The organism is Marinobacter halodurans (genome assembly GCF_004327985.1).
GTDB lineage: Bacteria > Pseudomonadota > Gammaproteobacteria > Pseudomonadales > Oleiphilaceae > Marinobacter_A > Marinobacter_A halodurans.
Window position 1 is genome coordinate 1 of the sequence record NZ_SJDL01000038.1, and the last position, 23,120, is coordinate 23,120.

Sequence of the window (23,120 nt, forward strand, 5' to 3'; positions counted from 1 at the left end):
CACCCTTGCCGTTCGGCTAGTAGTTCCCCTTACCGGGCCCACAGGGGACTTGCACCCCCAAGTCATCCGGCCAGCACCACCTGTACCAGAACAGCGCCCGTCAAGGCGCTACGCGCCATGCCTGGCGAACCAAAAAAAAAAGCGCAGCCAGACGACCGCGCCTTGTAAAGGAGAGATTCATCATGCCAACCCATCGTAGGTGGTAAGGGCTGATGAAATGCACAACGTAAACACGTGACAGTAAAAAGTATGCGCCCGTGCCCCCACAGAATCTGTACGGGATTGCCGTAAGCGGCGCCTGGCGCGGGCTTTGGCGGCAGGAGCGGAAAATGACGGATGCACCTATTGCAAAGTGCGCATGAACGGATAGACTGGAATCACGAGTCAACGGATGCCCGTTGCAGACAGAGACAGTAACTAGTGATTGCATTGAATCGAACCACAGCCGAATAACCGCCGAATCCCCGCAACCGGGCGATTCGCGGCGCGAATCTTCCGGTGGCAGAAAAAGCCCGGAAGCACAGTGATTCCGGGCTTTTTTTATGGTTCCGATGCATTAACCCAGTGGAGAGGTCAGCCTCAGATGTACCGACAGTCCAAGTTTATGACCAACCGCAAGGTCGCGGATCTGGCCCCGACCCAGGCTGGCATCCGCGCCATTGTCATGCACCTGTTCTAACGGCTTCCCCAAACCCGGAAGCCGTTGGGCGACCGGGCTGAGATTCTCTCAAGCAACCCCGGTCGCCCTGATCGGGGTTTGTTTTTTTGCACGCGCGATAGAGCAAAAAGGAGAGAATGATGAGAAAACACCACAACCGCCCCGGCCCGCAAACCAAGACAAACCCGCAGGGCGCCCTGCGCCGCCCGGCCAGGCTGCCGCTGCTTGAGGCCATCTGCAAGAAGCTCAACCAGCGCGTCAACCTGGATAGCGAACAGAGCGTGCTGGGTCTGTACGAACGCGGCTGGATCTTCAATGGCGTGATTGCCAACATGGATAGCCAGGAAGCCCGCTACGTTCGCGCCCTGGCCACCAAGTACAACTCCTGGATCGCCCGCCAGGTGGCCTGATCGAGGCCAGCGGGCAACCACAATACCGGGGGACCAGCCGTCAATGGTGGCGGCTGATTCCCTTCAGGGCTTCCCCTTCCCCGCCATGCACCATCACGTAGTTGTTGACCACATCCTGAATCTTTTCCAGTGAATAGGGCTTGACCACATAGCCGTTGGCGCCGGCACTAATGGCGCGCTGGATGCTGTCGATGGAGTCGTCGGCGGTGACCAGGACGATGTGCTGCTGTTCGTTCGCGGCCTTCAGTTCCTGCATCAGTTCATGGCCGTCCATATCCGGCAGGCCCAGGTCAAGCATCACGATATGAAAACGGCTCTCGGCAAACTGCTTGCGGGCGCTGGCCGCGTCCGCGCATTCCACCACCATGGTGGCGCCGGTCTGGTGCAGCATGTCCTTGAGCAGTTTGCACATGGTGGGCTCGTCTTCGACCACAAGGACTCGCAGATTTTCCATTCTCACTTCCTCTCAATGGGCTTCGTTCGTATTGGCATACGCTTACTCACCGTTTGACGTCCGCCGGGGAATAACCAGGGGGGTCGGCGACGCGGCCCGATCCGCGGTGGGCGACTGGGGCGCCGGGTCGAACGTCTTGTCCCCCACCGCGCCACGCAGCAGCAGGTTGCTGATGGAGATGGCGGTGGTGTACAACGAAATGGCCACGATCAGCAGCACCGGCTGCAGGAAGGCCACGAAGCCGGGCACCTTGTCGCCACCGACAATGCTCAGGATCAGGATGATCGCCGGCCCCATCACCAGGAACAGGGTCAGCGCAATGAAGAAGACGATGCGCTCCTTGTAGCGCCCCAGGTCGCTGTTCATGACCAGTCCCAGGACAAACTTGCCGATCGCCAGCCCGGCCAGGATCGCCGAGGCAATACTCAGATCCGGGCGCAGCAGCACCTCGGTCAGTTCCCCGTCCCACATCCGCTGCATGATGATCACCAGGAACGGGAACAGGACGAACAGGACATCGGCGTAGGTGCCGAACATGGTGTTGAGAGATGGCGTTTCGTTGTTTGGCTTCTCATCCACGACTAGCGATCCTCGGTTGGTTCCGACACGTGCGGCTGGTTGGCCACCGCCTGGCGCATCAGGTTGATGAGTGTATCAGACTGGTCGATGGCCTGACCGGTGTCACCCCGGCGAATGGCCCCTTCGACCACGCCGGCCTGTTCGGTCATCCGCGGATAGCCCATGGCGCCGGCGGTCCCCTTGATCTGGTGGACCTGGCGCTGCAGTGCCGGCCAGTCGGCATCGGCCAGGGCGGTTTCCAGGGTGCGGATTCGCTCCGGCAGCCCGGTCCGGAACTGTTCCACCAGTGCCCGGATACCGTCGCTCTCCCGGCTGGCCGCCAGCGTGGTACCGCTGGCCGACAGGTAGCGGGCCAGTGTTGCGGCCAGGTGCCCCTGGTCGATGGGCTTGTTCAGGACACCATCGCAGCCGGCATCCACCAGCTCCTCGATTTCCCGCTGATCCCCGGCGGTGAACGCAATGATCGGGCGCCGGAAACCGGTCTGCCTCAGCATGCGGGTGGCGGCGGGGCCGTCCATGTCCGGCATGTGGCGATCCATCAGCACCAGGTGCACAGTGCGGGACAGGGCGGTCTGTACCGCCTGCCGGCCAGAGGTCACGGCGATCACGTCGAGCCCGAAACGGCCCAGCAGGCGCTCCACCAGCCGGCGGTTATCGTCGTTGTCTTCAGCCACCAGCACGGTGCCTTCGTACTGCTGCTCTTCGGCCTGGGTGGGCCAGTCATCCAGTGTCAGGTAGCGGGCCAGGACTTCGTAGAAACGGCGCTTGTCGATGGGCTTGGCCAGGTGATCGGTACAGCCGGCGCGCCGGTAGTCCTCGATATCCTCGGCCATGACATTGGCGGTGAGGGCCACGATCGGCGTGTTGACGCCCGCCTCACGCAGGGCGGCGGTGGCATCCCGGCCGTTCATCACCGGCATCTGGATATCCATCAGGATCAGGTCGAAGGCGCCATGGGTCGCGGCATCCAGGGCCTCTGCGCCGTTGCTGACATGCACGATTTCGGCACCGGTCCGTTCCACCATGAGCGCCACCAGCTTGCGGTTGACCTCGTTGTCTTCGGCGCAAAGGATCCGGCCGCGCAGCCGTGGTGCCGTTACCATCGGCAGCAGGCGCCGGCGCTGGGTCAGTTCGGAGGCATCCCGCAACAGGTGCACGCCCTCGAGCGGTCCGGTCGCGATGGTCACCTCAAACTCGCTGCCCTCGCCATAGACACTGTTGACGGCAATCGAGCCGCCCAGCAGTTCCGCCAGCCGCCTGGAGATACTCAGCCCCAGCCCGGTTCCGCCGTACTGGCGGGCAATCGCGGCGCTGCCCTGGGCAAAGGGGTCGAACAGGCGCTGGAGCTGTTCCGGCTTCATGCCGATGCCGCTGTCCACCACCTTGGCCACCAGGGTTTCGGTATCGCGCTGGCAGCGGATGGACAGGGAGATCGTACCATTTTCGGTGAACTTAAGCGCATTTCCACACAGGTTGATGATGATCTGGCGGAAACGGGTCGGGTCCGTCCGGATCTGCTCGGGCAACGGAAAGTCGCAGTGGATGCTGAAGTCGATGCCCTTCTCCCGGGCCCGCGGGACGAAGAAGGCGCGCACCTCATCCAGCAACTCGGGCAGATCCACGGTCAGGATTTCGACGTTCAGCTTGTTGGCGTCGATCTTGGAGTGATCGAGGATGTCGTTGACCAGGTCCAGCAGGTGGCGGCCGCTGCGCACCACCGTTTCCGCGCTGTTGCGTTTTTCCTCACCATCCAGCTCCGGATCCAGCAGGTTCTCGCCATAACCGATGATCGCCGCCAGCGGCGTGCGGATCTCGTGACTCATGTTGGCCAGGAACTGGCTCTTGGCCTCGGCGGCGTTGCGGGCCAGTTCCTTTTCCATGCGCTCGTTCTCGCGCTCCTTCTCGATGGCTTCGCGCTGCATGCGCTCGGTGATGTCGATGCAGGTCCCCTCCAGGTGGACCGGCTCGCCATCGGCGTCATAGACGGTATTGAGTGAGACGTTGAGCCAGCGCTCTTCGCCCTGCGGGGTGAAACAGCGGGTTTCCATGCCCTTGGCACCGCCGCTGACCGCCAGCCGTTCGATCACCTGCTGGCGCTGGCCCGGGTCCGCGAAGCAGGCCGACAGCACGTCGGGCACCTCGCGCATCATCGAGTCGGCATCGTCGTAGCCGAGCAGCTCCGCCATGGCCGGGTTGGCCGCCAGGAAACGCCGCTCCAGGGACATCTGGAAGATGCCTTCGACGGCGTTGTTGAACAGCGACTGGTAGCGGGTCAGGTTGGACAGGGCCCGCCGGCTCCAGTCCAGCGCCTCGGCCTGGATCAGCTTGATGCGGTCGGCCAGGGCGAACGAGAACAGGATCACCTGCGCGGTCAGGCCGATCTGCGGCGAGTGGCCGGTGATGTAGTTGAGCGGGAAATAGCCCATCACCGTCAGCGCATACAGGCCCACGCCCGCCAGCGTGCAGGTCCAGGCGAAGAAATAGGTGCGCGCCGCCGGATTGAAATGGCGCCAGGCCCAGTAGCTCACCAGGATCATCACGATGGACAGGCTGATCGAGCCGATCACCGTCCACTCCATGGCGATGTGGTAGGGCATGAACAGGCTGAGGAAGAACGTCAGCACCACACCGCCCAGGCAGACCCGCATGGTTGTATCCAGTTCAGGCGCCCGTTGGGGTAGTTCCAGCAGTTCCCGCGCCATCTGGATGCCGAAGAACCAGGTGAGCAGGATCTGGTAGTGCAGCAGGTCCTTGTTCAGGAACCAGGGCCGGTGATCGAACAACTGCAGCCCATGCACCTGCTCGGTGGCGATGAACAGGGTGGCGAACACCAGGTAGAGCACGTAGTAGACATTACTGCGCTCGCGTACCGACACCGCCACAAACAGGTTGTAGGCCAGGATCGCCAGGATGCTGCCCAGGAAGATGCCCTGGATGGTTTCGTCCACCGCCACCTTCTCGACGTAGGCGTCCGGCGACCAGAGGGTCAGCGGCAGGCGGAAGGTGTTGGCGGTCTTGACCCGCAGGTAGACCCGGACTTTTTCGTCCGGGTGCAGGGCGAGCTTGAACACCGGGTTCGGCACCAGCAGTTCCCGGTCGGCCCAGTCGGCGGTGTAGCCCAGTCCACGCTCATCGGCCAGCGTGCCGTCCCGGTAGATGTGGACGGCCACGTGGTCCACCAGCGGCAGGCTCAGTTCGAGGATCCGCTCGACCGGCATGTCCCCGGTGTAATTCAGGTCGAAGCGGGCCCAGTACGCGGATTCGGTATAGCCGAAATTGAGGATACCGCCGTCGTGCTTGCGGAAGTCGCCGGCCTGGTCGCGCTGGCGCACCTCCTCCAGGCTCAGTTCGGCACCGGGGTCTTCCAGGTACCAAAGGCAGGACGCCAGGTTCACCTGGTCCTGTCCCGGCGCCACCTGCACCGGCACTTCATGGCAGGCCGGCTGGGCAGCAACGGCCGCGTGTGGCGCCAGCAGGGCCAGGGCGACAATGATCATCCGGAAAAGCGCTGCGGTGATGCGCGCCGGATGCTGGTTGGGATACCGCAAAATGTGATCTCCGAGCGGGCAGACGCCCGTGATTTCCGCTATGGTGCCGGATCGTCAGGCCGGGCTTTATGGTTTTGTTGGGAGAGCCCACTGATGACACCAACTTTAGCGCGTTATCGGCCAGTTCGCGACAAGGAATCAGGCAATGGCGATGAACAAGACGTTTCTGGCCCTCACGACCAGCCTGGCCGTGCTGGCCGGTTGCGGTGGTGGAGACGGCAGCGATGGCGGCAGCACGGCCGACTGCGGCTCGCAGTACAATCCGGCCACCAGCGTGCAGGCCAGCTTCAGCAGCTTCGACGTCAGCGAGCCGGAACGGCTCGACCGCCACATGTTCCTCGACGTAATCGCCGGGGTGCAGCCCGAGCCGGGCAGCGCCAACGAGACCTATGGCCGGATGGTTGCCGACGACGTGTTCGGGCAGACCGCCCACTTCAACGGCGGCCAACCCACCAGCGGCGCCACCGCCTACACCAGCGTGCGCAACCCCCTGGACCTGATCAACCTGGTGATCGGCGAGGGTACCATCGACAACTTCAACGTGGGCCGGCGTTACATCAGCACCTGCATCGATGCGGGTAATGCCGCCCAATACAGCACCAGCGCCAACGACCGCAACATCCTGTTCCAGGAAAACCAGGACGGCGAAGTGACCGACACCTACAACTACCCGGTGCTGACCTGGGTCTACAGCCCGGACGAAGCGAACAAGGTCATCCGCGTGGTGCGCTATCAGGGCCGGTCGGGCGACAGCCTGATCACGGCAGCGGTCGGCGTCCAGTTTGACGACCTGGCCTTCACCGCCGTCGGCTTCAACCCGCCGGAACTGCTAACAGCCTCGTTTACCGCCGACAACAGCGAGGAGCGGCTGGGCCTGCAACAGGATTTCCTGGGGCCGGACCGGGACGAATGGATCCGCAGCAGCGACAACACCTTCGACTTCGCCGACCAGACCGGCGTCGACTGCGCCCGGGTCGTGATTGACTATGCCCAGCAACAGGCCGAGGTTTTCACGTCAACCTGCAGCCTCAGCGGCTCGGACTGCGACGATCCCGCCAAACGGCAGACGGGATACACCCGGACCAACGACTACTGCGGTAATTTTGAGGACGGTACCGGAACAAGCTATGCCACACAGGCGGTTTCCGGGCGCCAGTAAGGGCGTCGGGGACGCCCCGGCCCTGCGGATCAGTTTGAGCGGCGTTGACTGCCGGCCTGGGTACCCATACCCCAGGTCGACATGAAGCCCTTCTTTCGGTCGATCATCCTCTCGTAGGTGGCGATGATGATCGCGGTGTGGGGTGCGCGACTGCGGCGCAGGGCTTCGATTCGCTCCTCCAGGTCCGCCACCTCACGGTTCAGGCGTTCCTGCAGGTGCTCACGGACACTCTCGTGGCGGTTCAGGTTGGGCTGGTGTGGCTGGCGGGTGCCGGTCGGGTCGTGGAGGTCAGTTACTTTCAGCATGGGCTCTCTCATCCTTGAGTCGTTCAGCGACTTTATCATAATGAAGCGCTTACCCGCTGTCGGTTCCTTACATCCCTGGAACCCGCATGCGGTGTCTCATTATTGTGCACAAGCCAACCGGAATCCGCAACAAAGTATGAACCAATGTTCATTTTACGGCCATGAAGACAGCGCCCGGACGCTCACACCTATCGTCGCGCCTGCTATTCTGGAATGCAACATGCCTGAACGGAGCCTGACATGACCGTACCGTCCGTCGCCGATACCCTGCGGGAATACCTGTCGCTGCTGGAACTGCTGGATGACGCCTACTGGGAGGCGAGCACCATCCAGCACAAGGACATGCTCTACGACATCATCAGTATCTTCCACCAGGAAGTCTCGGAGCTGAACAAGCTGAGCGTGCTCGACCATCACTATCCCTATGAAGTGATCACCGAGGGCATCCGGCGCGTGATTCCCAAGCTGCACCAGTTGGAAGAGCGCCAGGACGAAGTGATCCAGCGCACCCAGACGGTGACGGACTTCAAGGAAGTGCAGTCATCGGTCCTGGCCATCCTGGAGGCGCAGCTGGACGACGTCTGAACGGGCGCTACTCCGGCGGCGTCCACCTCAGGCCACGACCCGCCGGCTTTCCCGGGAATGCCTGGGGAACTGCCGACCCACCGACCACACGAACCGCACCAGGGCGGGCAGGTGATGGGCCACGATCGGCAATCCGGTGTTGAGCAGCGTCACCGAGATGTCCCGGGATGGGTCGGCCCAGCACAGTTTGTTGATCAGCCCGACATGCCCGAAGGCGTCACCGCTGTCCGGCCCCCAGAGCCCTCCCGGATTGCCCCCCAGCATGAAGCCGGCACTGAAGCGCATGGGAATCATCAGGGTGCGGTCGATCTGGGGGGAGCCGAACTGCTGCACCGCGCGCCGTATCGTTTCGGGCTGGCAGATCCGTTGCCCGTTCCAGGCCCCCTCATCCAGCATCATCTGGAAGAAGCGGTTCATCTCCTCGGCGGTGCCGCACAGGTTGGCCGCCGGCACGACGGTTTCCAGGAACCGGGGATCGTTGACCGCCGACTCGATGGTGCCGATATCGCCCCCCAGGGCCCGACGCAGCACCCAGGACACGGGGAACACCGGACTCGGACCGGTGGCGTAATTCGACGCCAGTTCAGCCCGTTTTTCCTGGCGGATGCCATAGGTAAACCAGGTCATGCCCAACGGCTGGCGGATGTGGCGGTCGAGGAAGGTCTCGATGGATTCCCCGGTGACGGTTTCCAGCACCCGCTGCAGCACGAAGCCGCCCGTAATCGCGTGATAGGCCAGCTTGGAGCCGTCCACTTCCACCGGCACCGCGTCGCACAGGATCTTCCAGATGGCGTCCCGGTCCCACAGGGTTTCCAGGGGCGTGTCCCGGGGAATGGCCGGAATCCCGCCACGGTGGGACAGGATCTGGTGAAGGGTGATGGTGGCCTTGCCGTTGCGGCCAAACTCGGGGCAGTAGTGGCTGACCGGATCGAGCAGGTTGACCCGCCCCTGTTCGGCCAGGAGGTGCATCAGCAGCGCCGTCACGGCCTTGGACGCGGAAAAGTAGCAGATCGGCGTCCGGGTGGTCATGGCCACCGGCGGTGTACGCCGATTGTCCCGGGGGCCGTTGCCGTGCGCGTGACCGATCGCCCGCTGCAGCACAATCTCGCCACGGTAGCGCAGGCAAAGCTGGATACCGGGATGCACGCCGGTCCGGTAAAGGCGTTCCACGTTGTTCCAGATGCTGCCGACGCTATCCGGCGACAGCCCCAGGCTATCCGGAGCGACTTCCGCGCCACGGTCGATCTGTGTGACGGCGGCCAGATCCCGGGGAATCCGGCTGGTGTTGAGGGCACGACGGGCCAGTCTGTTCATCGGCAGATATCCTCGTGGACGGCGACAGCGGTATCCGCTTTGCGGTGACTATCGGCCACGGCGCCCTGGATGCAGGCCCATGACCGCCAGGAAGATGATACATTGCTCCGGTCTCCCGCGGCGATGTCGAGGGACATGCAATGCGGGCCAACCCACATTCTGGAGAGGGTGTTGCAAGAGCGACGGTCAGACAAGGAGAAAATCAACGAAAGAGCGCAGTTTACGGGCTGTAAATGAGCATCTTGATCGGACTCGCGCACGAGGCGATTTTCAACGCCGTATGGCCGAGCGCAGTAGCTTTTGCAACACCCTCTGGAGACCCCATGACGCCTCTGCTCTATGCGCTGTGTATCGCCGCACTGATCGCCCTGGCCGCCTGGCGCCTGTTTTTCTATCGCCGGGCCCGGCGCCAACGGCTGGCGGCCGCCGATTTCCCGGCCCAGTGGTCCCGCTGGCTGGAGCGGGACATGGCGCTCTACCGTCGGCTACCGGCACCGGTGCGGGAACGGGTGCACGCCGGTATCCAGATCCTCATGGACGAACTCGAGTTCTATGGCTGCAACGGTCTGGAACTGACCGAAGAGATGCGCCTGCTGGTGGTCGCCCACGGTGCCCTGCTGGTTTCCGGCCTGTCCATGGATTACTACGACAGCCTGCAGGCGGTGCTGATCTACCCGGACGCCTATCGGGCCCCGACCCACCATCGCGAAGGTCCGGTGGTGGTCGAGGGAACGGACACGCGGCTGGGCGAGTCCTGGGGCGAGGGACGCGTGATCCTGGTGTGGGCCACGCTGCAGGCCGAGGCCGCCGACGAATGGGCCGCCAGCAACGTGGCGCTGCACGAGTTCGCCCACCAGTTGGATCAGTTGGACGGCAGTTCGGACGGCGCACCGCCGCCGCATTCCGGCGAACAGGCGCGGAACTGGCAGGCAGTGTTCAGCGATGCCTGGGAACGGCTCAAGCTGGAGGCTTCACGGGGGGATACGGTGCTCGACCCCTATGGCGCCACCAATCCGGCGGAGTTCTTCGCCGTCGCGACGGAAGCGTTCTTCTGTGATCCGCAGGCGTTGCGCCAGGACGAGCCGCGGCTGTACGAATGCCTGCGGGGCTTCTATCAGCTGTCGCCGGCGGAGTGGGCGGCACACACCTGATTGCGACCGGCCTGCTTGGCCGCGTACATGGCCTGGTCGGCAGATTCGCAGAGGGTTTTGACGGTCTGGCCGTGCTCCGGGTAGACGGCGACGCCAACACTGATCGACAACGACACCTCCACATGGTCGTTGATGTCGATGACCTGGCTGGCCACCAAGCTGCGCAGGCGCTCAGCCGTCTCGCGGGCCTCCGGCAGGTCATGCTCCGGCAGGATGACCACGAATTCCTCGCCTCCGTACCGCCCGACAATATCCGCCGCGCGCACCGAATCGAGCAGCTGTTCACTCAGCCGGCGCAGCACTTCGTCGCCTCCGGCGTGGCCGTGAGCATCGTTGACAGCCTTGAAGTGGTCCAGGTCGATCCAGAGTACCGCCACCGGACGCTTGTAACGCTCCGCCCGGACCAGTTCCTCGCGCAGGCGCCGCTCCACCTCGCGCCGGTTGAACAGGCCGGTGAGGGCGTCGTGTGTCGCCAGTCGCGCCAGCTCCTCCTCCAGGGCCTTGCGGTCGCTGATGTCGAGGATGATGCCCTCCAGCATGAGCTGACCGTCCACCTCCACGCTACGGCCTTTTTCCCAGACCCAGATACGGCGCCCGTCTCGCCGGGTCAGGGCATACTCCAGGGCATAGGGTTCGGCGTTACCGATGGCCTGTTCCACCGCCCGGGTGCTGGCCTCGTTGTCGGCCGGGTCAATCAGGTCGGCGAAGGCCACTGTACGGTTGTTGATGAGTTCGTCCGGTGAATAGCCCGTCAACGAACGACAGCCGTCGGATACGAATTTCATGGTCCAGGATTCGTCGAACAGGCAGCGATAGGTCATGCCAGGCAGGTTGTCCATCAGGGTCTTGAGCTGGCGCTCGCTGTCGTGGGCCAGGCTCTCCATCTGACGCTGCTCGGTCAGATCCTGGCCGATGGTAATGGCGCCGGCCACTTCGCCCTCCGGCGTGAAGAAGCGGCGGGAGTTCCAGGACATGGCCCGCAGCAGGCCCTGCTTGGTCTGGATACGGCTCTCGAAACCGTTCAGGTCCAGGCCATCGCGAATGATCGACTCCGCCAGTTCCAGTACGTGGGCCCGGTCCTCGTCGTCCGGGAACAGCAACCCCCACATGGAGTTGGAATGCAGCACCTCGTCGCGGGTGTAGCCGCTGATCCGTTCCGCCGCCTTGTTCCAGACCAGCACCCGGCCCTGGGGATCCAGCACGTTGATCCAGATACTGGCGTTGTCGATGATGCTCTCGCGGAACTGACTCAGGTCGTGGATCGATTCCGCCTGGGCCTGGTTGATGGCCAGCATGCGCGCGTAACGGCGGAACTGCTGGTAGATCAGCAGGAACAGGAACAGGGCGGTGACGAGGACAAACCCCAACCCTTTCCAGGTCTGGATGCTGGTCAGGGCCTCCGGACTGTGCACCACCAGGCTCAGCATGCGGTCACTGGCCGCCACCCACAGGGCGCTGACGACGGCATAGCCCACACAGATCAACAAGGCTCGGCGCAAAGGCGAGCCGACATCCCTGGACGCACTCATCTGATGCTGTATCCCTCGTTGTCACCTATCCGCGGGTATCGTCCAGGCAGGCACCGGCGATGGCTCCATGACACACCCACTGGGGAGCCGATAACGGATTTCGGAATCACCGCCTCCCTACCAGCAACTTAGCCGCTCCGGCGGTGGGCGTCGAGCCGCAGTCCTGCCAGGCGCCATGTTTTCACGGCATTTTTGCACCGGACCGCGGCCGTTCACAGCTGGCGGGCGGACAGTTTGCGCAAACGCCGGCTCCAGCGCTCCTTGGCGTAACGGCGCAGGTTGGCCACGTTGTCGGTCTCGTCCATGATCTCCAGTCCCAGGATGGTCTCCAGGATGTCCTCCATGGTGACCACGCCGACCCAGGTATCCATCTCGTCATAGACCACCGCCATATGCTGGCGTTTGCGCAGCATCAGGCCGAACAGGTGCTCGATGTCCATGCCGGCGCGCACGCTCTCCATCTCCCGGGCCACGCTGTCCAGGCGTGCGGCGCCGTCCGCATCCAGCAGGTCCGGTTTGTGGACATAACCCAGGCTGTGACCGTCAGCGTCGATGATCGGGTAGCGGGTGAACGGCAGGTCCTGGAAGCGCTCGCGGAATTCCGCCGCGGTGGCGTCCGGGCGGACGGTCTGGCACACGGTGCGTGGCGTCATGATCGAACCCACGGTGATTTCGTGCAGGCTCAGGATGTTCTGGATGACCCGGCGTTCGTCTTCATCCAGGGCCCGCTGGTCCCGGCCGATTTCGGTCAGGGCACTGATTTCGGCGCGCAGGTCCACGTCGGCCTCGTCATTGCCGATCCGGCGGGTGATGAGATTGGACAGCCAGACGAACGGCGCCAGCGCCACCATGATCGTCCGCAGCACACCGGGCAGCCAGGGCGCGAGGCTGCGCCAGAACTTGGCGCCGATGGTCTTGGGGATGATCTCCGAAAAGATCAGGATGGCCAGGGTCATGATGCCCGAGGCGAGTCCCACCCAGGCATTGCCGAAGATGCCCGCCACCTGGGCGCCGACGCCGGTTGCACCGACGGTGTGGGCGACGGTGTTGAGGGTCAGGATGGCCGCCAGGGGATCGTCCACGTTGTCCTTGAGGCGACGCAGCCGTCGAAACAGTTCGGGCCGGTCCTGCCTGAGTGAGGCAATGTAGCTGGGCGTGACCGACAGCAGGGCGGCCTCCAGCACCGAGCACAGGAACGAGAAACCGATGGAAATCGCAGCAAACAGAATCAGCAGCAGCATCCGGGGTATCCGTTGGAAGCGGAAACCTCATTGTACGCATGCTGCAGCCGCCGGTTAAGCCGCAAAACAGGGCGCGTCCCTGCGCCCGACAGGCCCTGGTGATGCCCCTAGGGGGTAAGTGCGCCCTGACCGTCCGGCGCGAACAGGGGGAGCCGGGGAAACACGCTACCAGGAAAGGAAAGGCGCCACGCTGAGCCCCAGGATCAGGGCAACCGCCAGCAGGGTGGCCAGTACCGTCAGGGGGCGGCGCATCAGACGCTGGCCAAAGGATGGCACCTCACCAGCGGCAAGCCGGCGGGAATACTCGGCACGCTGAGTGTCGCTGCGGGATTGCTGGTATGTGGCAAGCAGCGCCCGGGCGCGTTCGGCTTCGGCCCCGTCCCGGGTCCAGAAGCCCCCCATGCTGATGCCCCAGCGGCTGGGCGGCGTCTCGTAGTAATCCACCCCATGCTCCTCGAACAGGGCGCGGATCTCCTCCGCCTCGTCATCCGGGACATGGCGCAGGTTCATCAGGAAATGGGGCATCGGGAGCACTCGGTATCGGGGTGACTGTGGCGTCATTGTAGCGGGTCAGGCGGGAAAACGGTGGTGCCGGCGCAGCGGGCCGGGACCGAACGCGGTATCATGACGGATTGCCCCGGAGACGCCCATGCCCGATTCCACAGACCAAGCCATTGCCGCCACCCGCGCCTGGGTGGAGACCGCCGTCATCGGCCTCAACCTGTGCCCGTTTGCCCGGGCGCCCTATGTGCGCTCGCAGGTCCATTTCGCCGTTACGGACGCCACCGATGACGAGGGCATCGCCGAAGGCCTGCTGGCCGAGATCCAGCAACTCCAGGCCCGGCCGGTCGAGGAACGGGAAACCACCCTGTTGATCCTTACCGAAGGCCTGGCCGACTTCGACGCCTTCAACGACTTCCTGGGGCTCGCCGATAACCTGCTGGCACATCTCGGGCTGGACGGCACTTTCCAGATTGCCAGCTTCCACCCGGACTACCGGTTTGCCGATACACCGGCCGACGCCATCGACAACTACAGCAACCGCTCCCCGCTGCCCATCCTGCATATACTGAGGGAAGACAGCGTGGCGCAGGCCGCGGAGGCGATGGACGATCCCGACGCCATCTACCGCGCCAACATCGACCGCCTGCGCGCGCTGGGGCACGACGGCTGGCACAGGCTCTGGCAGGAAGACACCCCGCCAGACAGCCGCTAGCCGCCCACGTTATCAACCGGTTACACTCGAGACGACACCCACACCGCCAGAGCCGAGGACCCGCACCGGATGCGCCAACACCCTGTCACGCTGCTACTCGCCTTCGACGATCAGGTCCGGCGTGACCAGGCCCAGTCGGCCATGTTCCTGCACCGCCGGGACCGGCGCTATGCGCTCAATTGCCAGGGTGCGGGGCGCCAACCCTCGGTGGCGGGCTGGCTCCGGCACATCCAGCCCCATCGCGCACCCGGTCAGGGCAACGACCGCCGGTTGCGCACCTGGCGGCGCCTGTCGGGCTGGTTGCTGCCGGTAGGCGCCGTACTGGGCATCCTCACCATGCTGGGCCTGCTGTTCTACGACGGCTCCCAGCAGATCAACATCACCGTCATCATCGGCTTTGTCGCCCTGCAGGGCTTACTGGCCCTGGCCACCACGGTACAGGCCCTGGTCGGCTGGCGCCCCTGGGGCCGGTTGCTGAGCCCGCGCCGTGCCGCCGGCGACGCCCCCACCGCGCTGGACGCGCTGCAACCCCAACTGGCCGCCTGCACCGCCCAGCAAATGGCACTGGCGTTTACCCTGTTTGCCTGGCTCACCCTGATGACCCTGGTGGTGGTGCAGGACCTGGCCTTTGGCTGGAGCACCACCCTGCGCACCTCCGCCGACAGTTATACCGCCCTGGTCCAGGCCCTGGCCGCTCCCTGGCAACATCTCTGGCCGGCGGCCTATCCGTCGCTGGAACTGGTAACCCAGACCCAGTTCTACCGCCTGGGTGATACCGCCATCAACGAACCGGCCCGCTACGGCGACTGGTGGCCGTTCGTCAGCATGCTGTGGCTGACCTACGCGGTACTGCCGCGCCTGTTGCTGGCCCTGTTCGCCCGCCTGCACCTGCGCTGGCAGGCCCGGCGCCTTCTGCGCCAGCACCCGGGACGCCGCGCCCTGAGGCACCGGTTTGACACCCCTGTGGTGGAGAGCGTGGCGGCGGCCGACGACAGCCATCGCGAAGCCGTATCCCAACCGGGCAGTGCCCTGCATAACCTGCCGCCCGGCCAGGCGCTGATCCGCTGGGCAGGCACGGCAACCAACAGTGAACCGGCCATCCGGGGCTTGCTCGCCCAGCCGGACGCGCCGGTGTTCAATGCCGGCGGTACCGCCTCGCTGGCGGAAGACCAGCAGGTAATCCAGTCGCTTGCAGGCCACCATGATCCGGTCATCCTGTTGACCCGGGCCTGGGAACCCCCGACCGGCGAACTGGCGGATTTCCTGCACGATGCCCGCCGAGCCTGGTCGAAAGAGCGCCTGATCGCCCTGTTGCCGGTAGGTGGCGAGTCGCCCCTGGCCCCCGCCAGCCCCTTGCAACTCGCCCAATGGCAACGCTTCGCCGAACGCCAGCAGGATGGCAACCTCTGGGTCTGCCGGCTGCCGGACAACACGCAAGGAGTGCGTCGCCATGGCTGATGCCCCCGTTTTCGCCGTGGTCGGCCATCCCAACCGCGGCAAGTCCAGCGTGGTGGCCACCCTATCCCAGAACGACAGCATTGCCATCGCCATGGAGCCCGGCACCACCCGGGAGAGCCACGCCTATCCGCTGACGGTCGACGGCGAGGTGCTCTACACGCTGGTCGACACACCGGGATTCCAGCGCCCGCGCAAGGTGCTGGCCTGGCTGGAGGCGCACAGCGCGTCCGCCTCCGACCGGCCAGACACCGTTCGCGCCTTCTACCTCCAGCACCGGGACGACCTGCAGTTCCACGACGAGTGCGAACTGCTGCGCCCGATCCTGGAGGACAACGCCGGCATCATCTACGTGGTGGACGGTTCGGTGCCCTACAGCCCCGCCAACGAAGCGGAAATGACCATCCTGCAGTGGACCGGCCGGCCCAGTCTGGCCCTGATCAACGCCATCGGTCCGGACGATCACAGCGACGCCTGGGAGAAAGCGCTGGGCCAGTATTTCCGCATCGTACGCCGCTTCAACGCGGTGACGGCGCCATTCGATCAGCACCTGGGCCTGTTGCGGGGCTTCGGCCAGCTGGAGCATCGCTGGGAAGAGCGCCTGACCCTGGCCACCGGGCACCTGCAGCAGCAGCGCCAACAACGCCGGGAGGACACCGCCGACCTGCTGGCCGGCGCCCTCGGCGACATGCTGCAGATGCGGGTCAGCGGCCGCGTCGGGGAACGCGACAACCGGCGCGCGGTCCGCCAGCGCCTGCAGCAGAAATGGCTGGACGCCCAGCGCCACCGCGAGCGTCAGCTGCGCAAGGCGGTCGAGGGACTGTATCGCCATCACCGGCTGCAACGGCAGGAGGATGACCTCTACTGGCAGGACGACGACCTGTTCAGCGAACACAGCCGGGTCCTGTGGGGCGTCAGCCGTACCTACCTGGCCACCATGGGCTTCGGCGCCGGCGCCCTCGGGGGTGTGGGCATCGACGCCCTGACCTTCGGCACGTCACTGGGCGCCGGGGCGCTGGTCGGCGGAGTCCTCGGCGCCGCTGGCAGCTATTTCTACGCGGACCGGCTGGCCCGCTGGTCGCTGGGCCCCTTGCACGCCGGTGGGCGGGAGCTGCGCTACGGGCCGGTGGCGGACCTGCAGTTCGGTTACGTGATCCTGGGGCGGGCGCTGAACCACTGGCACCAGATCAGTCACCGCAACCATGCCGGCCGCAGCCCGGTCCAGCTCGACCAGACCGGTGCCCGCTGGCTGGCGCACCTGTCCCGGGACGATCAGAAGCGCCTGCAGGCCATGCTGCAAAGGCTGGCAAAGGGCAGCGGCGACAGCCGTGCAGCCGGCCGTCACCGGCCGGTGATCCTGGCCGCCATGGCGGCGTTCAGCGAATGGCAAACGGCCGAATTGGGGGCTAGGATAAATCAGGAATACATTTGAACTGCCTGATTCGGGCATGTTTATACTAATGTGCTTATCCGAGCGACAAAACGAGGATAGCCTCCAATGAAAATCGTAGACCTGCAAAACATCATCGGAAGTGACGCCGACGTATTCGGTCCGGGCGAGAAGCCCTGGAACAGCCGCCGTCTGCTATTGAAGAAGGATGGCATGGGTTTCTCGATGCACGAGACCATCATCCCGGCCAACAGCGAATTCACCTTCTGGTACAAGAACCACCTGGAAGCCGTCTACTGCGTGTCGGGCAATGGCAGCATCGAAGACCTGGCCACCGGTGAAGTGCACCAGATTCACGACGGCATCCTGTACGCGCTGGATAAGCACGACAAGCACATCCTGCGTGGCGGTAGCGAAGACATGCGCCTGATCTGCACCTTCAACCCGCCGGTCAGCGGCCGCGAAACCCACGACCCCGACGGCTCCTACAACCTGCCGGACGACGAGTAAGCCATAGCGTCCGACACCACCTGCCCGGCCGGGCGGGTGGTGCTCCCTCCCGGTTGCTCCCTTCCTGAACCCGATAATCTGCGACCGCGCCGGGGCTGATATCGGCAGATCCGGGCCCCGGCCAGTCCTGGCTTTCCCTTACAGCTGTTCGCCGTCTTCCACCAGCTTGTGGTGCAGCCGCACTTTCTCCGCCCGCCGCTTGCGCATACGCAGGTTGAGCAGCTCCACGCCGAAGGAGAAGGCCATGGCGAAGTAGATGTAGCCCTTGGGAATGTGCATGTCGAAGCCTTCGCCCAGCAGGGCCACGCCCACCAGGATCAGGAAGCTCAGGGCCAGCATCTTGATGGTGGGATGCTCGTCGACGAACTCGCCGATCGGCTTGGCCGCGAACATCATCACAGCCACCGCCAGCACCACGGCAATCACCATGACGGTGACGTGATCGGCCATACCCACGGCGGTGATCACCGAATCCAGGCTGAAGACGATATCGATCACGGCGATCTGGGCCAGGATGGCCGCCATGCTGGCCGTGGCGGCGGAGGCAGCGGTTTCTTCCTCGCCTTCCAGGCTGTTGTGGATCTCATGGGCGCTCTTGGCCAGCAGGAACAGGCCACCGATGATCAGGATCAGGTCCCGTCCCGAGATCGCCTCTTCCAGGATGGTGAACAGCGGGTTGGTCAGGGTCATTACCCAGGCCAGCGACAGCAACAGCAGGATGCGGGTGATCATCGCCAGCCCCAGCCCCATCAGCCGGGCCCGGTTGCGCTGGTGTTCCGGCAGCCGTCCCACCAGGATGGAGATGAAGATGATGTTGTCGATGCCCAGCACGATTTCCAGCAGGGCGAGTGTCGCCAGGGCGATCCAGGCCTGCGGGTCGCCGATCCAGCTGAACCATTCCAGCATAGTGTCCGTCCTCAGTAAGTCGTTTGCTCGATACGTGGTTTAGAAGGTGACTGAATCCGTGCGGGCGCCCTGCAGCCAGAGCGCCCAGTTGTCCTGCAACACGCGCATGCCGCCGATGTAGTTGTCGTCCACCAGGCCGGCGGCCAGGGTACGGTCGCCGCGCTGGTACTGGTGGATCAGGCGCACCAGGAAGCTGCGCCCGGTGGGGGTCGACAGCAGGAAATACACGAATTCCCCGGTCTGGGCCTGCAGGGAATACCCCTTGTCGGCGTAGTGATTGGCCCAGTCCCGGCTCTGCATCGCCAGGAAATCGGCCACCTCCGGCAGCATCCGGTGGGCCCGCATGTAGTCCACCACCCGGGTGTTCTCGGGATGGGCATCGATGACCAGGCGGCCGTCCTGGCGGTGGAGCATTTCCATCTGCTCGGCCAGGCCTTCGTTGAGCCAGGCCGGCACATAGGGGGTCAGGGTGGCGACAATGGCGTGGGCGGTTTCGTGGCTGATGGTGCGTATCGTGCCCTCGCGGTCTTCGCGTACATACGCGGCAATCTGGTTGCCATCGCCCAGGAAGATCCCCCGCGAGGGCGGTACGGGCCCACGGGTGTGGTTGGCCACGAACCGGTCATAGGTCGCCTTGTCCGGCAGGATCCGGATGTTGACCGGGACGGTGCGGTGGATGTCGAAATAGAGGACGTCATCGAAGAAGGCGTAGACGTTGTTCACGTTCGCCGAGATGTCGGCCCGTTCGTCATCGGTCAGGGTGACGCCCTCGGTGACGATGTCGATCTGGAAGCGCTGGAACCGGGAGGCGCTGCCGCGCACGTCCACCCGTTCCTGCTGGCGGTCCGGTTCCTTTCTATCGCTGAAATGCACCACACCGTTCTCGTCGGTGTAGCGGTAGATGTCCGCGTGTCCCCACAGGGGCAACAGGCACAATGCCAACAACAGCCCACGTGTCATACGTCTATCCGATCATCCTTGCCGTTACGGGCTGAGTGTATAGTGACCGGTCGGGAACAACCAGTACCCTGTCCGAATCCCGGCCGATTGCGGATAATGCGGTCCGTACGAAGCGATCTTTCTTTGCGAGGAGCCCCTGTGACGCCGTGGCGCAGTCGTCTGAAACGCTGGTTCGGTGGCCAAAAGCCGCCGGCGAACCTGATCATCGTGGGTGTGGGCTATCCCGGTTTCAGTCTGGGACAGGCCGTTCAGGCCAGCGGCCGCTTCCACCTCGTCGCGTTTATTGACGATGAGCCCTGGAACAACCGGACCCGGCTCCTGGGGGCGACGGTGCAATATCCCGGGGAACTGGCGGCACTGATTCAGCGGCATGAGGTCAAGGTGGTGGTTCGGATTGAGGGAGAGCCGCCGGTGATCGCGGATAATATCTGGGAGGAGGTTATGGCCACCGGTGTCCGGACGCTCACCTTGCGCGCGGATTCGGATACCGAGACACGCTTGTCGGAGTTGCGGGGCATTCAGGACTGACAGCCCGTGCCGGGGCAGCGAGCGGACACCCTTGCCTTCGCTGGAATAGACGGCCGTCCCTGGCCGCTATTCCGACCGGGACGTCCATGTCCCTCCTTCGGCAAGGGCATCCACTCGCTTCCCGTTGAGTCTCGGGGTGAACGCCCAGCCTGATTCCGTTGCTTCAGATGTAATAGTCCTGAAGCGGAGGAAAACCGTTGAAGCACACCGCGCTGTATGTGGTGGTATACGCACCCGTGGTCAGCCAGTAAAGTCGGTCGCCCATCGCCAGGTTCAGCGGCAGGCCGTACTTGTAGTGTTCGTACATAATGTCGGCACTGTCGCAGGTCGGGCCGGCGATCACCACGTCTTCGCATTCCCCGGTTTTCTCGGTGTGGATCGGGAACTTGATGGACTCGTCCAGCGTCTCGATCAGCCCCGAGAACTTGCCCACGTCGGTGAACACCCAGCGGTGCAGACCGGTGCGGGATTTACGGGAAATCAGCACCACCTCACTCACCAGCACGCCGGCGTTGGCAATCAGCGAACGACCCGGCTCGATGATCACTTCCGGGAAGTCGTCGCCGAAATCCTCACGGATAAAGCGCTGGATTTCCTCGGCGTAGGTGCCCAGTTCGTTGGTCCGGGTCATGTAGTTGGCCGGGAAACCACCGCCCATGTTGATCATCTTCAGCTCGATACCGTCTTCCTCGCGCAGGCGATCGAAGATCACCTTCACGTTGCCCAGCGCCGCGTCCCAGGCGCCGATTTCACGCTGCTGGGAACCCACGTGGAACGACACGCCGTAGGGCACCAGGCCCAGGTCGCGGGCCAGGATCAGCAGGTCCATCGCCATGTCGGTGTGGCAGCCGAACTTGCGGGACAGCGGCCAGTCGGCGGTCTGGGTGCCTTCGGTCAGGATGCGCACGTACACCTTCGAGCCCGGTGCGGCCTTGGCGATGTTGCGCAGGTCCGCTTCGGAATCCGTGGCGAACAGGCGCACGCCCCGCTCGTAGAACGCGCGCACGTCCTTCGCCTTCTTGATGGTGTTGCCGTAACTGATGCGATCCGGCGAGACGTCCAGGGCCATCACCTTGTCCAGCTCATAGATGGAGGCGATGTCGAAATTCGAACCCCGATCCCGCAGCATGGTCAGGATTTCCGGCGCCGGGTTGGCTTTCACCGCGTAATAGACTTTGGCGTACGGGAAATTTTCCACCAGTTCGTTGTACTGACGGTTAATCGTGGCCGTATCGACCACCAGGAACGGGGTTTCTTTCGTATCGGCAAAGGTCTTGATGCGCTGGAAAGTCGCATCGTCGTAGTAGTCGGAAACCTGGATCGGGGCGTGTTCGTTCATGGACGTCTATGGGTTCCTCATCTGGGACGACGCCAATAAAAATGGCCCGGACAATGGTCCGGGCCGGTATGGGCGCGAATGTAGGAACAAATCGGGGACCCGGATAGTGCGCAAATCTACCCATAACCCGGCGACGCGATATGGCACGAAAGTTTCCCGCTACGTACCATCAACCCCTCACCTGACGATCAAGGAGCGACCATGGCCGCACAACGCCTGCAGGATCTGATGAATACCCTCCCGCAACAGGGCACGCTTGAATGGATCGGCCTGCGGCCGGGCCGGGACGAACCCATGCTGGCGCCGGAATCCGCCACCATCGAGCGGGGCCAGGGGCTGATCGGCGACCGCTTCCGGGGCCGTCCGGAGAGCAAGCGCCAGGTGACACTGATCCAGGCGGAGCACCTGCCGGTGATTGCCTCGCTCGTACACCAGGACGCGATCACCCCCGACCGGCTGCGCCGAAACTTGGTGGTCCGCGGCCTCAACCTGCTGGCGCTCAAGGGCAAACGCTTCCGGGTGGGTGAGGCGGTGCTGGAAATGACCGGGCTGTGCGATCCCTGTTCCAAGATGGAGGGCGAACTCGGGCCCGGGGGTTACAACGCCATGCGCGGGCATGGCGGAATCACCACACGGGTCATCGAGGGCGGCGAGATCCGGCTGGGGGATGTAATCGAGGTGCTGGCGTCAGACCGCGCGCCGGTGCAGACGTCGTTCGATGACCTGACAACCGGGTGAGGTCACACCACCGATCGCGGATAGCGCTGCTTTCAGGGTGGCCGCCGCGATGGCCTCGTGCTGCTGCGGCAGGGCATTGACCCGGATCGGCAGGAAATCCAGCAGGCGGTCGTCGCCGAAGGTGGCCAGGTGCAGGTCCGCGGGCAGGCCGGCCGGCCGCTCCAGCAACACGTCCAGCACCCCCTGGAGCAGGGAATAGGAGGCCGTCACCAGTGCGTCCGGCTGGCCCCGCTCCGCCAGCAACTCCCGGGCCAGGGCTGCGCCGGAGGCCCGGTCGAACCGATCGCCGCTCATCACGATGGCCTCGCCGCTCCAGTCTGCGACGGCCTCTTCGAAGCCCTGGCGCCGCTGGCGGGTCATGGCCAGCTCGGGCAGGGCATCCAGCCAGACCACCGAATGCACCCCCGGGCCCAGCACCGAACGGGTGAGAGCGGCCGCGCCGGCCTGGTTATCACTGACGATGCAGGTCAGTTGCGCTGGATCCTGGGCCCGGTCCACGGCGATCACCGGCAGTCCCTCGGCCTGCAGATCCCGATAGAAGGTGCTGTCCGGCGGCAGGCAGCTCGCCACGATCAGGGCATCGCAACGCCGCGCCCGGAACGACAGCGCCAGCGAGCGCTCGGTCTCGGCGTCGTCGTCGGAGCCTGCGATCAGCAGCTGATAGCCTTCGGCGCGGGAGCCCACTTCCAGCAACTTGGCCAGGCGGGCGTAACTGGCGTTCTCCAGGTCCGGCAGGATGAAGCCCAGGGTGCGCGACTGGCCGCCACGCAGGGCCGCCGCCTGGGCATCGATGCGGAAGCCATGCTCCCGGGCCAGTGTGGTTACCCGCTCCACGGTCTCGGGCTTGATGCGGTTGACGGCGGCACGGCCGTTCAGCACATAGCTTGCCGTGGTGCGTGATACGCCGGCCAGTCGTGCCAGTTCTGCCAAGGTCATCAGCGTCTCCTGCGCTTCCGTTATCGATAGGGGCGACATTCTAAGGGATCACAGCGTTCGGCGTGATCCGGACCGGTCATCCATACTGCTTGAAATCTGATCAATGTTGTTTCATGATCCATTCTAGTCATTGCTGACACGATTCAGCAAATGCTTAAATACGTTTTTAACCACGGCGCCTGACCGGCTGCTGTGAGACAACAACAAGG

Annotated in this window: 22 protein-coding genes; 10 read left to right on the top strand and 12 right to left on the bottom strand. The window is 64.2% G+C overall.

What is annotated here, in order from left to right; all coding sequences use genetic code 11:
* The first annotated feature begins 798 nt into the window (after positions 1-798).
* Entirely contained in the window at positions 799-1,068 is a 270-nt protein-coding gene (locus EZI54_RS18980; RefSeq protein WP_131483460.1) for a hypothetical protein, read from the top strand.
* Positions 1,069-1,108: 40 nt separating this feature from the next.
* Here the strand turns inward: EZI54_RS18980 and EZI54_RS18985 are convergent, their stop codons facing one another.
* Genes EZI54_RS18985 through EZI54_RS18995 form a run of 3 tightly spaced genes read right to left on the bottom strand, consistent with a single transcriptional unit; the run spans position 1,109 to position 5,598 of the window.
* Positions 1,109-1,522: a response regulator gene (locus EZI54_RS18985; RefSeq protein WP_131483461.1), complete on the bottom strand. Its 414-nt coding sequence runs from the start codon at positions 1,520-1,522 to the stop codon at positions 1,109-1,111.
* Positions 1,523-1,564: 42 nt separating this feature from the next.
* Complete coding sequence (locus EZI54_RS18990; RefSeq protein ID WP_131483503.1) at positions 1,565-2,059, bottom strand: hypothetical protein; 495 nt, start codon at positions 2,057-2,059, stop codon at positions 1,565-1,567.
* A 44-nt stretch (positions 2,060-2,103) separates the two neighbouring features.
* Positions 2,104-5,598, bottom strand: coding sequence for a response regulator (locus EZI54_RS18995; protein WP_131483504.1), 3,495 nt, complete (start codon positions 5,596-5,598; stop codon positions 2,104-2,106).
* 202 nt (positions 5,599-5,800) lie between these two features.
* Here EZI54_RS18995 and EZI54_RS19000 point away from each other — a divergent pair, with 202 nt between their 5' ends.
* A complete protein-coding gene (locus EZI54_RS19000; RefSeq protein WP_165495805.1) occupies positions 5,801-6,808 on the top strand; it encodes a hypothetical protein in 1,008 nt (335 codons plus the stop codon).
* A gap of 29 nt (positions 6,809-6,837) precedes the next feature.
* Here EZI54_RS19000 and EZI54_RS19005 read toward each other — a convergent pair whose 3' ends face one another.
* Positions 6,838-7,113 (bottom strand): hypothetical protein, encoded by a 276-nt coding sequence (locus EZI54_RS19005; protein ID WP_131483463.1) that lies wholly within the window; start codon positions 7,111-7,113, stop codon positions 6,838-6,840.
* A 240-nt stretch (positions 7,114-7,353) separates the two neighbouring features.
* Here EZI54_RS19005 and EZI54_RS19010 point away from each other — a divergent pair, with 240 nt between their 5' ends.
* Complete coding sequence (locus EZI54_RS19010) at positions 7,354-7,698, top strand: hypothetical protein (RefSeq protein ID WP_131483464.1); 345 nt, start codon at positions 7,354-7,356, stop codon at positions 7,696-7,698.
* A gap of 27 nt (positions 7,699-7,725) precedes the next feature.
* Here the strand turns inward: EZI54_RS19010 and EZI54_RS19015 are convergent, their stop codons facing one another.
* Positions 7,726-9,012: a serine hydrolase domain-containing protein gene (locus tag EZI54_RS19015; protein ID WP_131483465.1), complete on the bottom strand. Its 1,287-nt coding sequence runs from the start codon at positions 9,010-9,012 to the stop codon at positions 7,726-7,728.
* A 323-nt stretch (positions 9,013-9,335) separates the two neighbouring features.
* Here EZI54_RS19015 and EZI54_RS19020 point away from each other — a divergent pair, with 323 nt between their 5' ends.
* Entirely contained in the window at positions 9,336-10,163 is an 828-nt protein-coding gene (locus EZI54_RS19020; protein WP_165495806.1) for a M90 family metallopeptidase, read from the top strand.
* On the opposite strand, the gene EZI54_RS19025 is transcribed toward EZI54_RS19020, so the two are convergent.
* The 3 genes from EZI54_RS19025 to EZI54_RS19035 all read right to left on the bottom strand — a co-directional run bounded on the left by EZI54_RS19025 (position 10,127) and on the right by EZI54_RS19035 (position 13,458).
* Positions 10,127-11,692, bottom strand: coding sequence for a sensor domain-containing diguanylate cyclase (locus EZI54_RS19025; protein ID WP_131483467.1), 1,566 nt, complete (start codon positions 11,690-11,692; stop codon positions 10,127-10,129). The two genes, EZI54_RS19020 and EZI54_RS19025, sit on opposite strands and share 37 nt — an antisense overlap.
* Before the next feature lie 212 nt (positions 11,693-11,904).
* The gene (locus tag EZI54_RS19030; protein ID WP_131483468.1) at positions 11,905-12,933 is read right to left on the bottom strand and encodes a CNNM domain-containing protein; all 1,029 of its coding nucleotides are present in this window, start codon (positions 12,931-12,933) and stop codon (positions 11,905-11,907) included.
* Between the two features lie 165 nt (positions 12,934-13,098).
* Positions 13,099-13,458 carry a DUF6164 family protein gene (locus tag EZI54_RS19035; protein ID WP_131483469.1) on the bottom strand — a complete coding sequence of 120 codons (360 nt, stop codon included), beginning with the start codon at positions 13,456-13,458 and terminating at the stop codon, positions 13,099-13,101.
* A gap of 124 nt (positions 13,459-13,582) precedes the next feature.
* Between EZI54_RS19035 and EZI54_RS19040 the strand changes: the two genes are divergently transcribed.
* From EZI54_RS19040 to EZI54_RS19055, 4 genes are all read left to right on the top strand, one after another.
* Positions 13,583-14,149 carry a DUF1415 domain-containing protein gene (locus tag EZI54_RS19040; protein ID WP_131483470.1) on the top strand — a complete coding sequence of 189 codons (567 nt, stop codon included), beginning with the start codon at positions 13,583-13,585 and terminating at the stop codon, positions 14,147-14,149.
* A gap of 69 nt (positions 14,150-14,218) precedes the next feature.
* Positions 14,219-15,607, top strand: coding sequence for a DUF2868 domain-containing protein (locus tag EZI54_RS19045; protein WP_131483471.1), 1,389 nt, complete (start codon positions 14,219-14,221; stop codon positions 15,605-15,607).
* A complete protein-coding gene (locus EZI54_RS19050) occupies positions 15,600-17,036 on the top strand; it encodes a GTPase/DUF3482 domain-containing protein (protein WP_131483472.1) in 1,437 nt (478 codons plus the stop codon). Before EZI54_RS19045 ends, EZI54_RS19050 begins: the two co-directional genes overlap by 8 nt.
* Positions 17,037-17,102: 66 nt before the next feature.
* The gene (locus tag EZI54_RS19055) at positions 17,103-17,504 is read left to right on the top strand and encodes an ectoine synthase (protein ID WP_131483473.1); all 402 of its coding nucleotides are present in this window, start codon (positions 17,103-17,105) and stop codon (positions 17,502-17,504) included.
* A 138-nt stretch (positions 17,505-17,642) separates the two neighbouring features.
* Here EZI54_RS19055 and EZI54_RS19060 read toward each other — a convergent pair whose 3' ends face one another.
* The gene (locus tag EZI54_RS19060; RefSeq protein ID WP_131483474.1) at positions 17,643-18,410 is read right to left on the bottom strand and encodes a TerC family protein; all 768 of its coding nucleotides are present in this window, start codon (positions 18,408-18,410) and stop codon (positions 17,643-17,645) included.
* A gap of 39 nt (positions 18,411-18,449) precedes the next feature.
* Positions 18,450-19,370 (bottom strand): DUF4124 domain-containing protein, encoded by a 921-nt coding sequence (locus EZI54_RS19065; RefSeq protein WP_131483475.1) that lies wholly within the window; start codon positions 19,368-19,370, stop codon positions 18,450-18,452.
* A 138-nt stretch (positions 19,371-19,508) separates the two neighbouring features.
* On the opposite strand from EZI54_RS19065, the gene EZI54_RS19070 reads away from it, so the two are divergent.
* Positions 19,509-19,898 carry a nucleoside-diphosphate sugar epimerase/dehydratase gene (locus tag EZI54_RS19070; RefSeq protein WP_207389275.1) on the top strand — a complete coding sequence of 130 codons (390 nt, stop codon included), beginning with the start codon at positions 19,509-19,511 and terminating at the stop codon, positions 19,896-19,898.
* A gap of 163 nt (positions 19,899-20,061) precedes the next feature.
* On the opposite strand, the gene EZI54_RS19075 is transcribed toward EZI54_RS19070, so the two are convergent.
* Complete coding sequence (locus EZI54_RS19075; RefSeq protein ID WP_131483476.1) at positions 20,062-21,237, bottom strand: type III PLP-dependent enzyme; 1,176 nt, start codon at positions 21,235-21,237, stop codon at positions 20,062-20,064.
* Between the two features lie 201 nt (positions 21,238-21,438).
* On the opposite strand from EZI54_RS19075, the gene EZI54_RS19080 reads away from it, so the two are divergent.
* Positions 21,439-21,975 (top strand): MOSC domain-containing protein, encoded by a 537-nt coding sequence (locus EZI54_RS19080; protein WP_131483477.1) that lies wholly within the window; start codon positions 21,439-21,441, stop codon positions 21,973-21,975.
* Here the strand turns inward: EZI54_RS19080 and cra are convergent.
* Complete coding sequence (gene cra, locus EZI54_RS19085; RefSeq protein ID WP_131483478.1) at positions 21,925-22,911, bottom strand: catabolite repressor/activator; 987 nt, start codon at positions 22,909-22,911, stop codon at positions 21,925-21,927. The two genes, EZI54_RS19080 and cra, sit on opposite strands and share 51 nt — an antisense overlap.
* Positions 22,912-23,120 lie beyond the last annotated feature (209 nt).

Coding starts and splice junctions, on each gene's coding strand:
- EZI54_RS19065 (WP_131483475.1), bottom strand. CDS start 19,370: ATGACACGTGGGCTGTTGTTGGCATTGTGCCTGTTGCCCCTGTGGGGA.
- EZI54_RS19040 (WP_131483470.1), top strand. CDS start 13,583: ATGCCCGATTCCACAGACCAAGCCATTGCCGCCACCCGCGCCTGGGTG.
- EZI54_RS19075 (WP_131483476.1), bottom strand. CDS start 21,237: ATGAACGAACACGCCCCGATCCAGGTTTCCGACTACTACGACGATGCG.
- EZI54_RS18985 (WP_131483461.1), bottom strand. CDS start 1,522: ATGGAAAATCTGCGAGTCCTTGTGGTCGAAGACGAGCCCACCATGTGC.
- EZI54_RS19030 (WP_131483468.1), bottom strand. CDS start 12,933: ATGCTGCTGCTGATTCTGTTTGCTGCGATTTCCATCGGTTTCTCGTTC.
- EZI54_RS19005 (WP_131483463.1), bottom strand. CDS start 7,113: ATGCTGAAAGTAACTGACCTCCACGACCCGACCGGCACCCGCCAGCCA.
- EZI54_RS19050 (WP_131483472.1), top strand. CDS start 15,600: ATGGCTGATGCCCCCGTTTTCGCCGTGGTCGGCCATCCCAACCGCGGC.
- cra (WP_131483478.1), bottom strand. CDS start 22,911: ATGACCTTGGCAGAACTGGCACGACTGGCCGGCGTATCACGCACCACG.
- EZI54_RS18995 (WP_131483504.1), bottom strand. CDS start 5,598: ATGATCATTGTCGCCCTGGCCCTGCTGGCGCCACACGCGGCCGTTGCT.
- EZI54_RS19015 (WP_131483465.1), bottom strand. CDS start 9,012: ATGAACAGACTGGCCCGTCGTGCCCTCAACACCAGCCGGATTCCCCGG.
- EZI54_RS19010 (WP_131483464.1), top strand. CDS start 7,354: ATGACCGTACCGTCCGTCGCCGATACCCTGCGGGAATACCTGTCGCTG.
- EZI54_RS19025 (WP_131483467.1), bottom strand. CDS start 11,692: ATGAGTGCGTCCAGGGATGTCGGCTCGCCTTTGCGCCGAGCCTTGTTG.
- EZI54_RS19020 (WP_165495806.1), top strand. CDS start 9,336: ATGACGCCTCTGCTCTATGCGCTGTGTATCGCCGCACTGATCGCCCTG.
- EZI54_RS19035 (WP_131483469.1), bottom strand. CDS start 13,458: ATGCCCCATTTCCTGATGAACCTGCGCCATGTCCCGGATGACGAGGCG.
- EZI54_RS18990 (WP_131483503.1), bottom strand. CDS start 2,059: ATGTTCGGCACCTACGCCGATGTCCTGTTCGTCCTGTTCCCGTTCCTG.
- EZI54_RS18980 (WP_131483460.1), top strand. CDS start 799: ATGAGAAAACACCACAACCGCCCCGGCCCGCAAACCAAGACAAACCCG.
- EZI54_RS19080 (WP_131483477.1), top strand. CDS start 21,439: ATGGCCGCACAACGCCTGCAGGATCTGATGAATACCCTCCCGCAACAG.
- EZI54_RS19000 (WP_165495805.1), top strand. CDS start 5,801: ATGAACAAGACGTTTCTGGCCCTCACGACCAGCCTGGCCGTGCTGGCC.
- EZI54_RS19060 (WP_131483474.1), bottom strand. CDS start 18,410: ATGCTGGAATGGTTCAGCTGGATCGGCGACCCGCAGGCCTGGATCGCC.
- EZI54_RS19045 (WP_131483471.1), top strand. CDS start 14,219: ATGCGCCAACACCCTGTCACGCTGCTACTCGCCTTCGACGATCAGGTC.
- EZI54_RS19055 (WP_131483473.1), top strand. CDS start 17,103: ATGAAAATCGTAGACCTGCAAAACATCATCGGAAGTGACGCCGACGTA.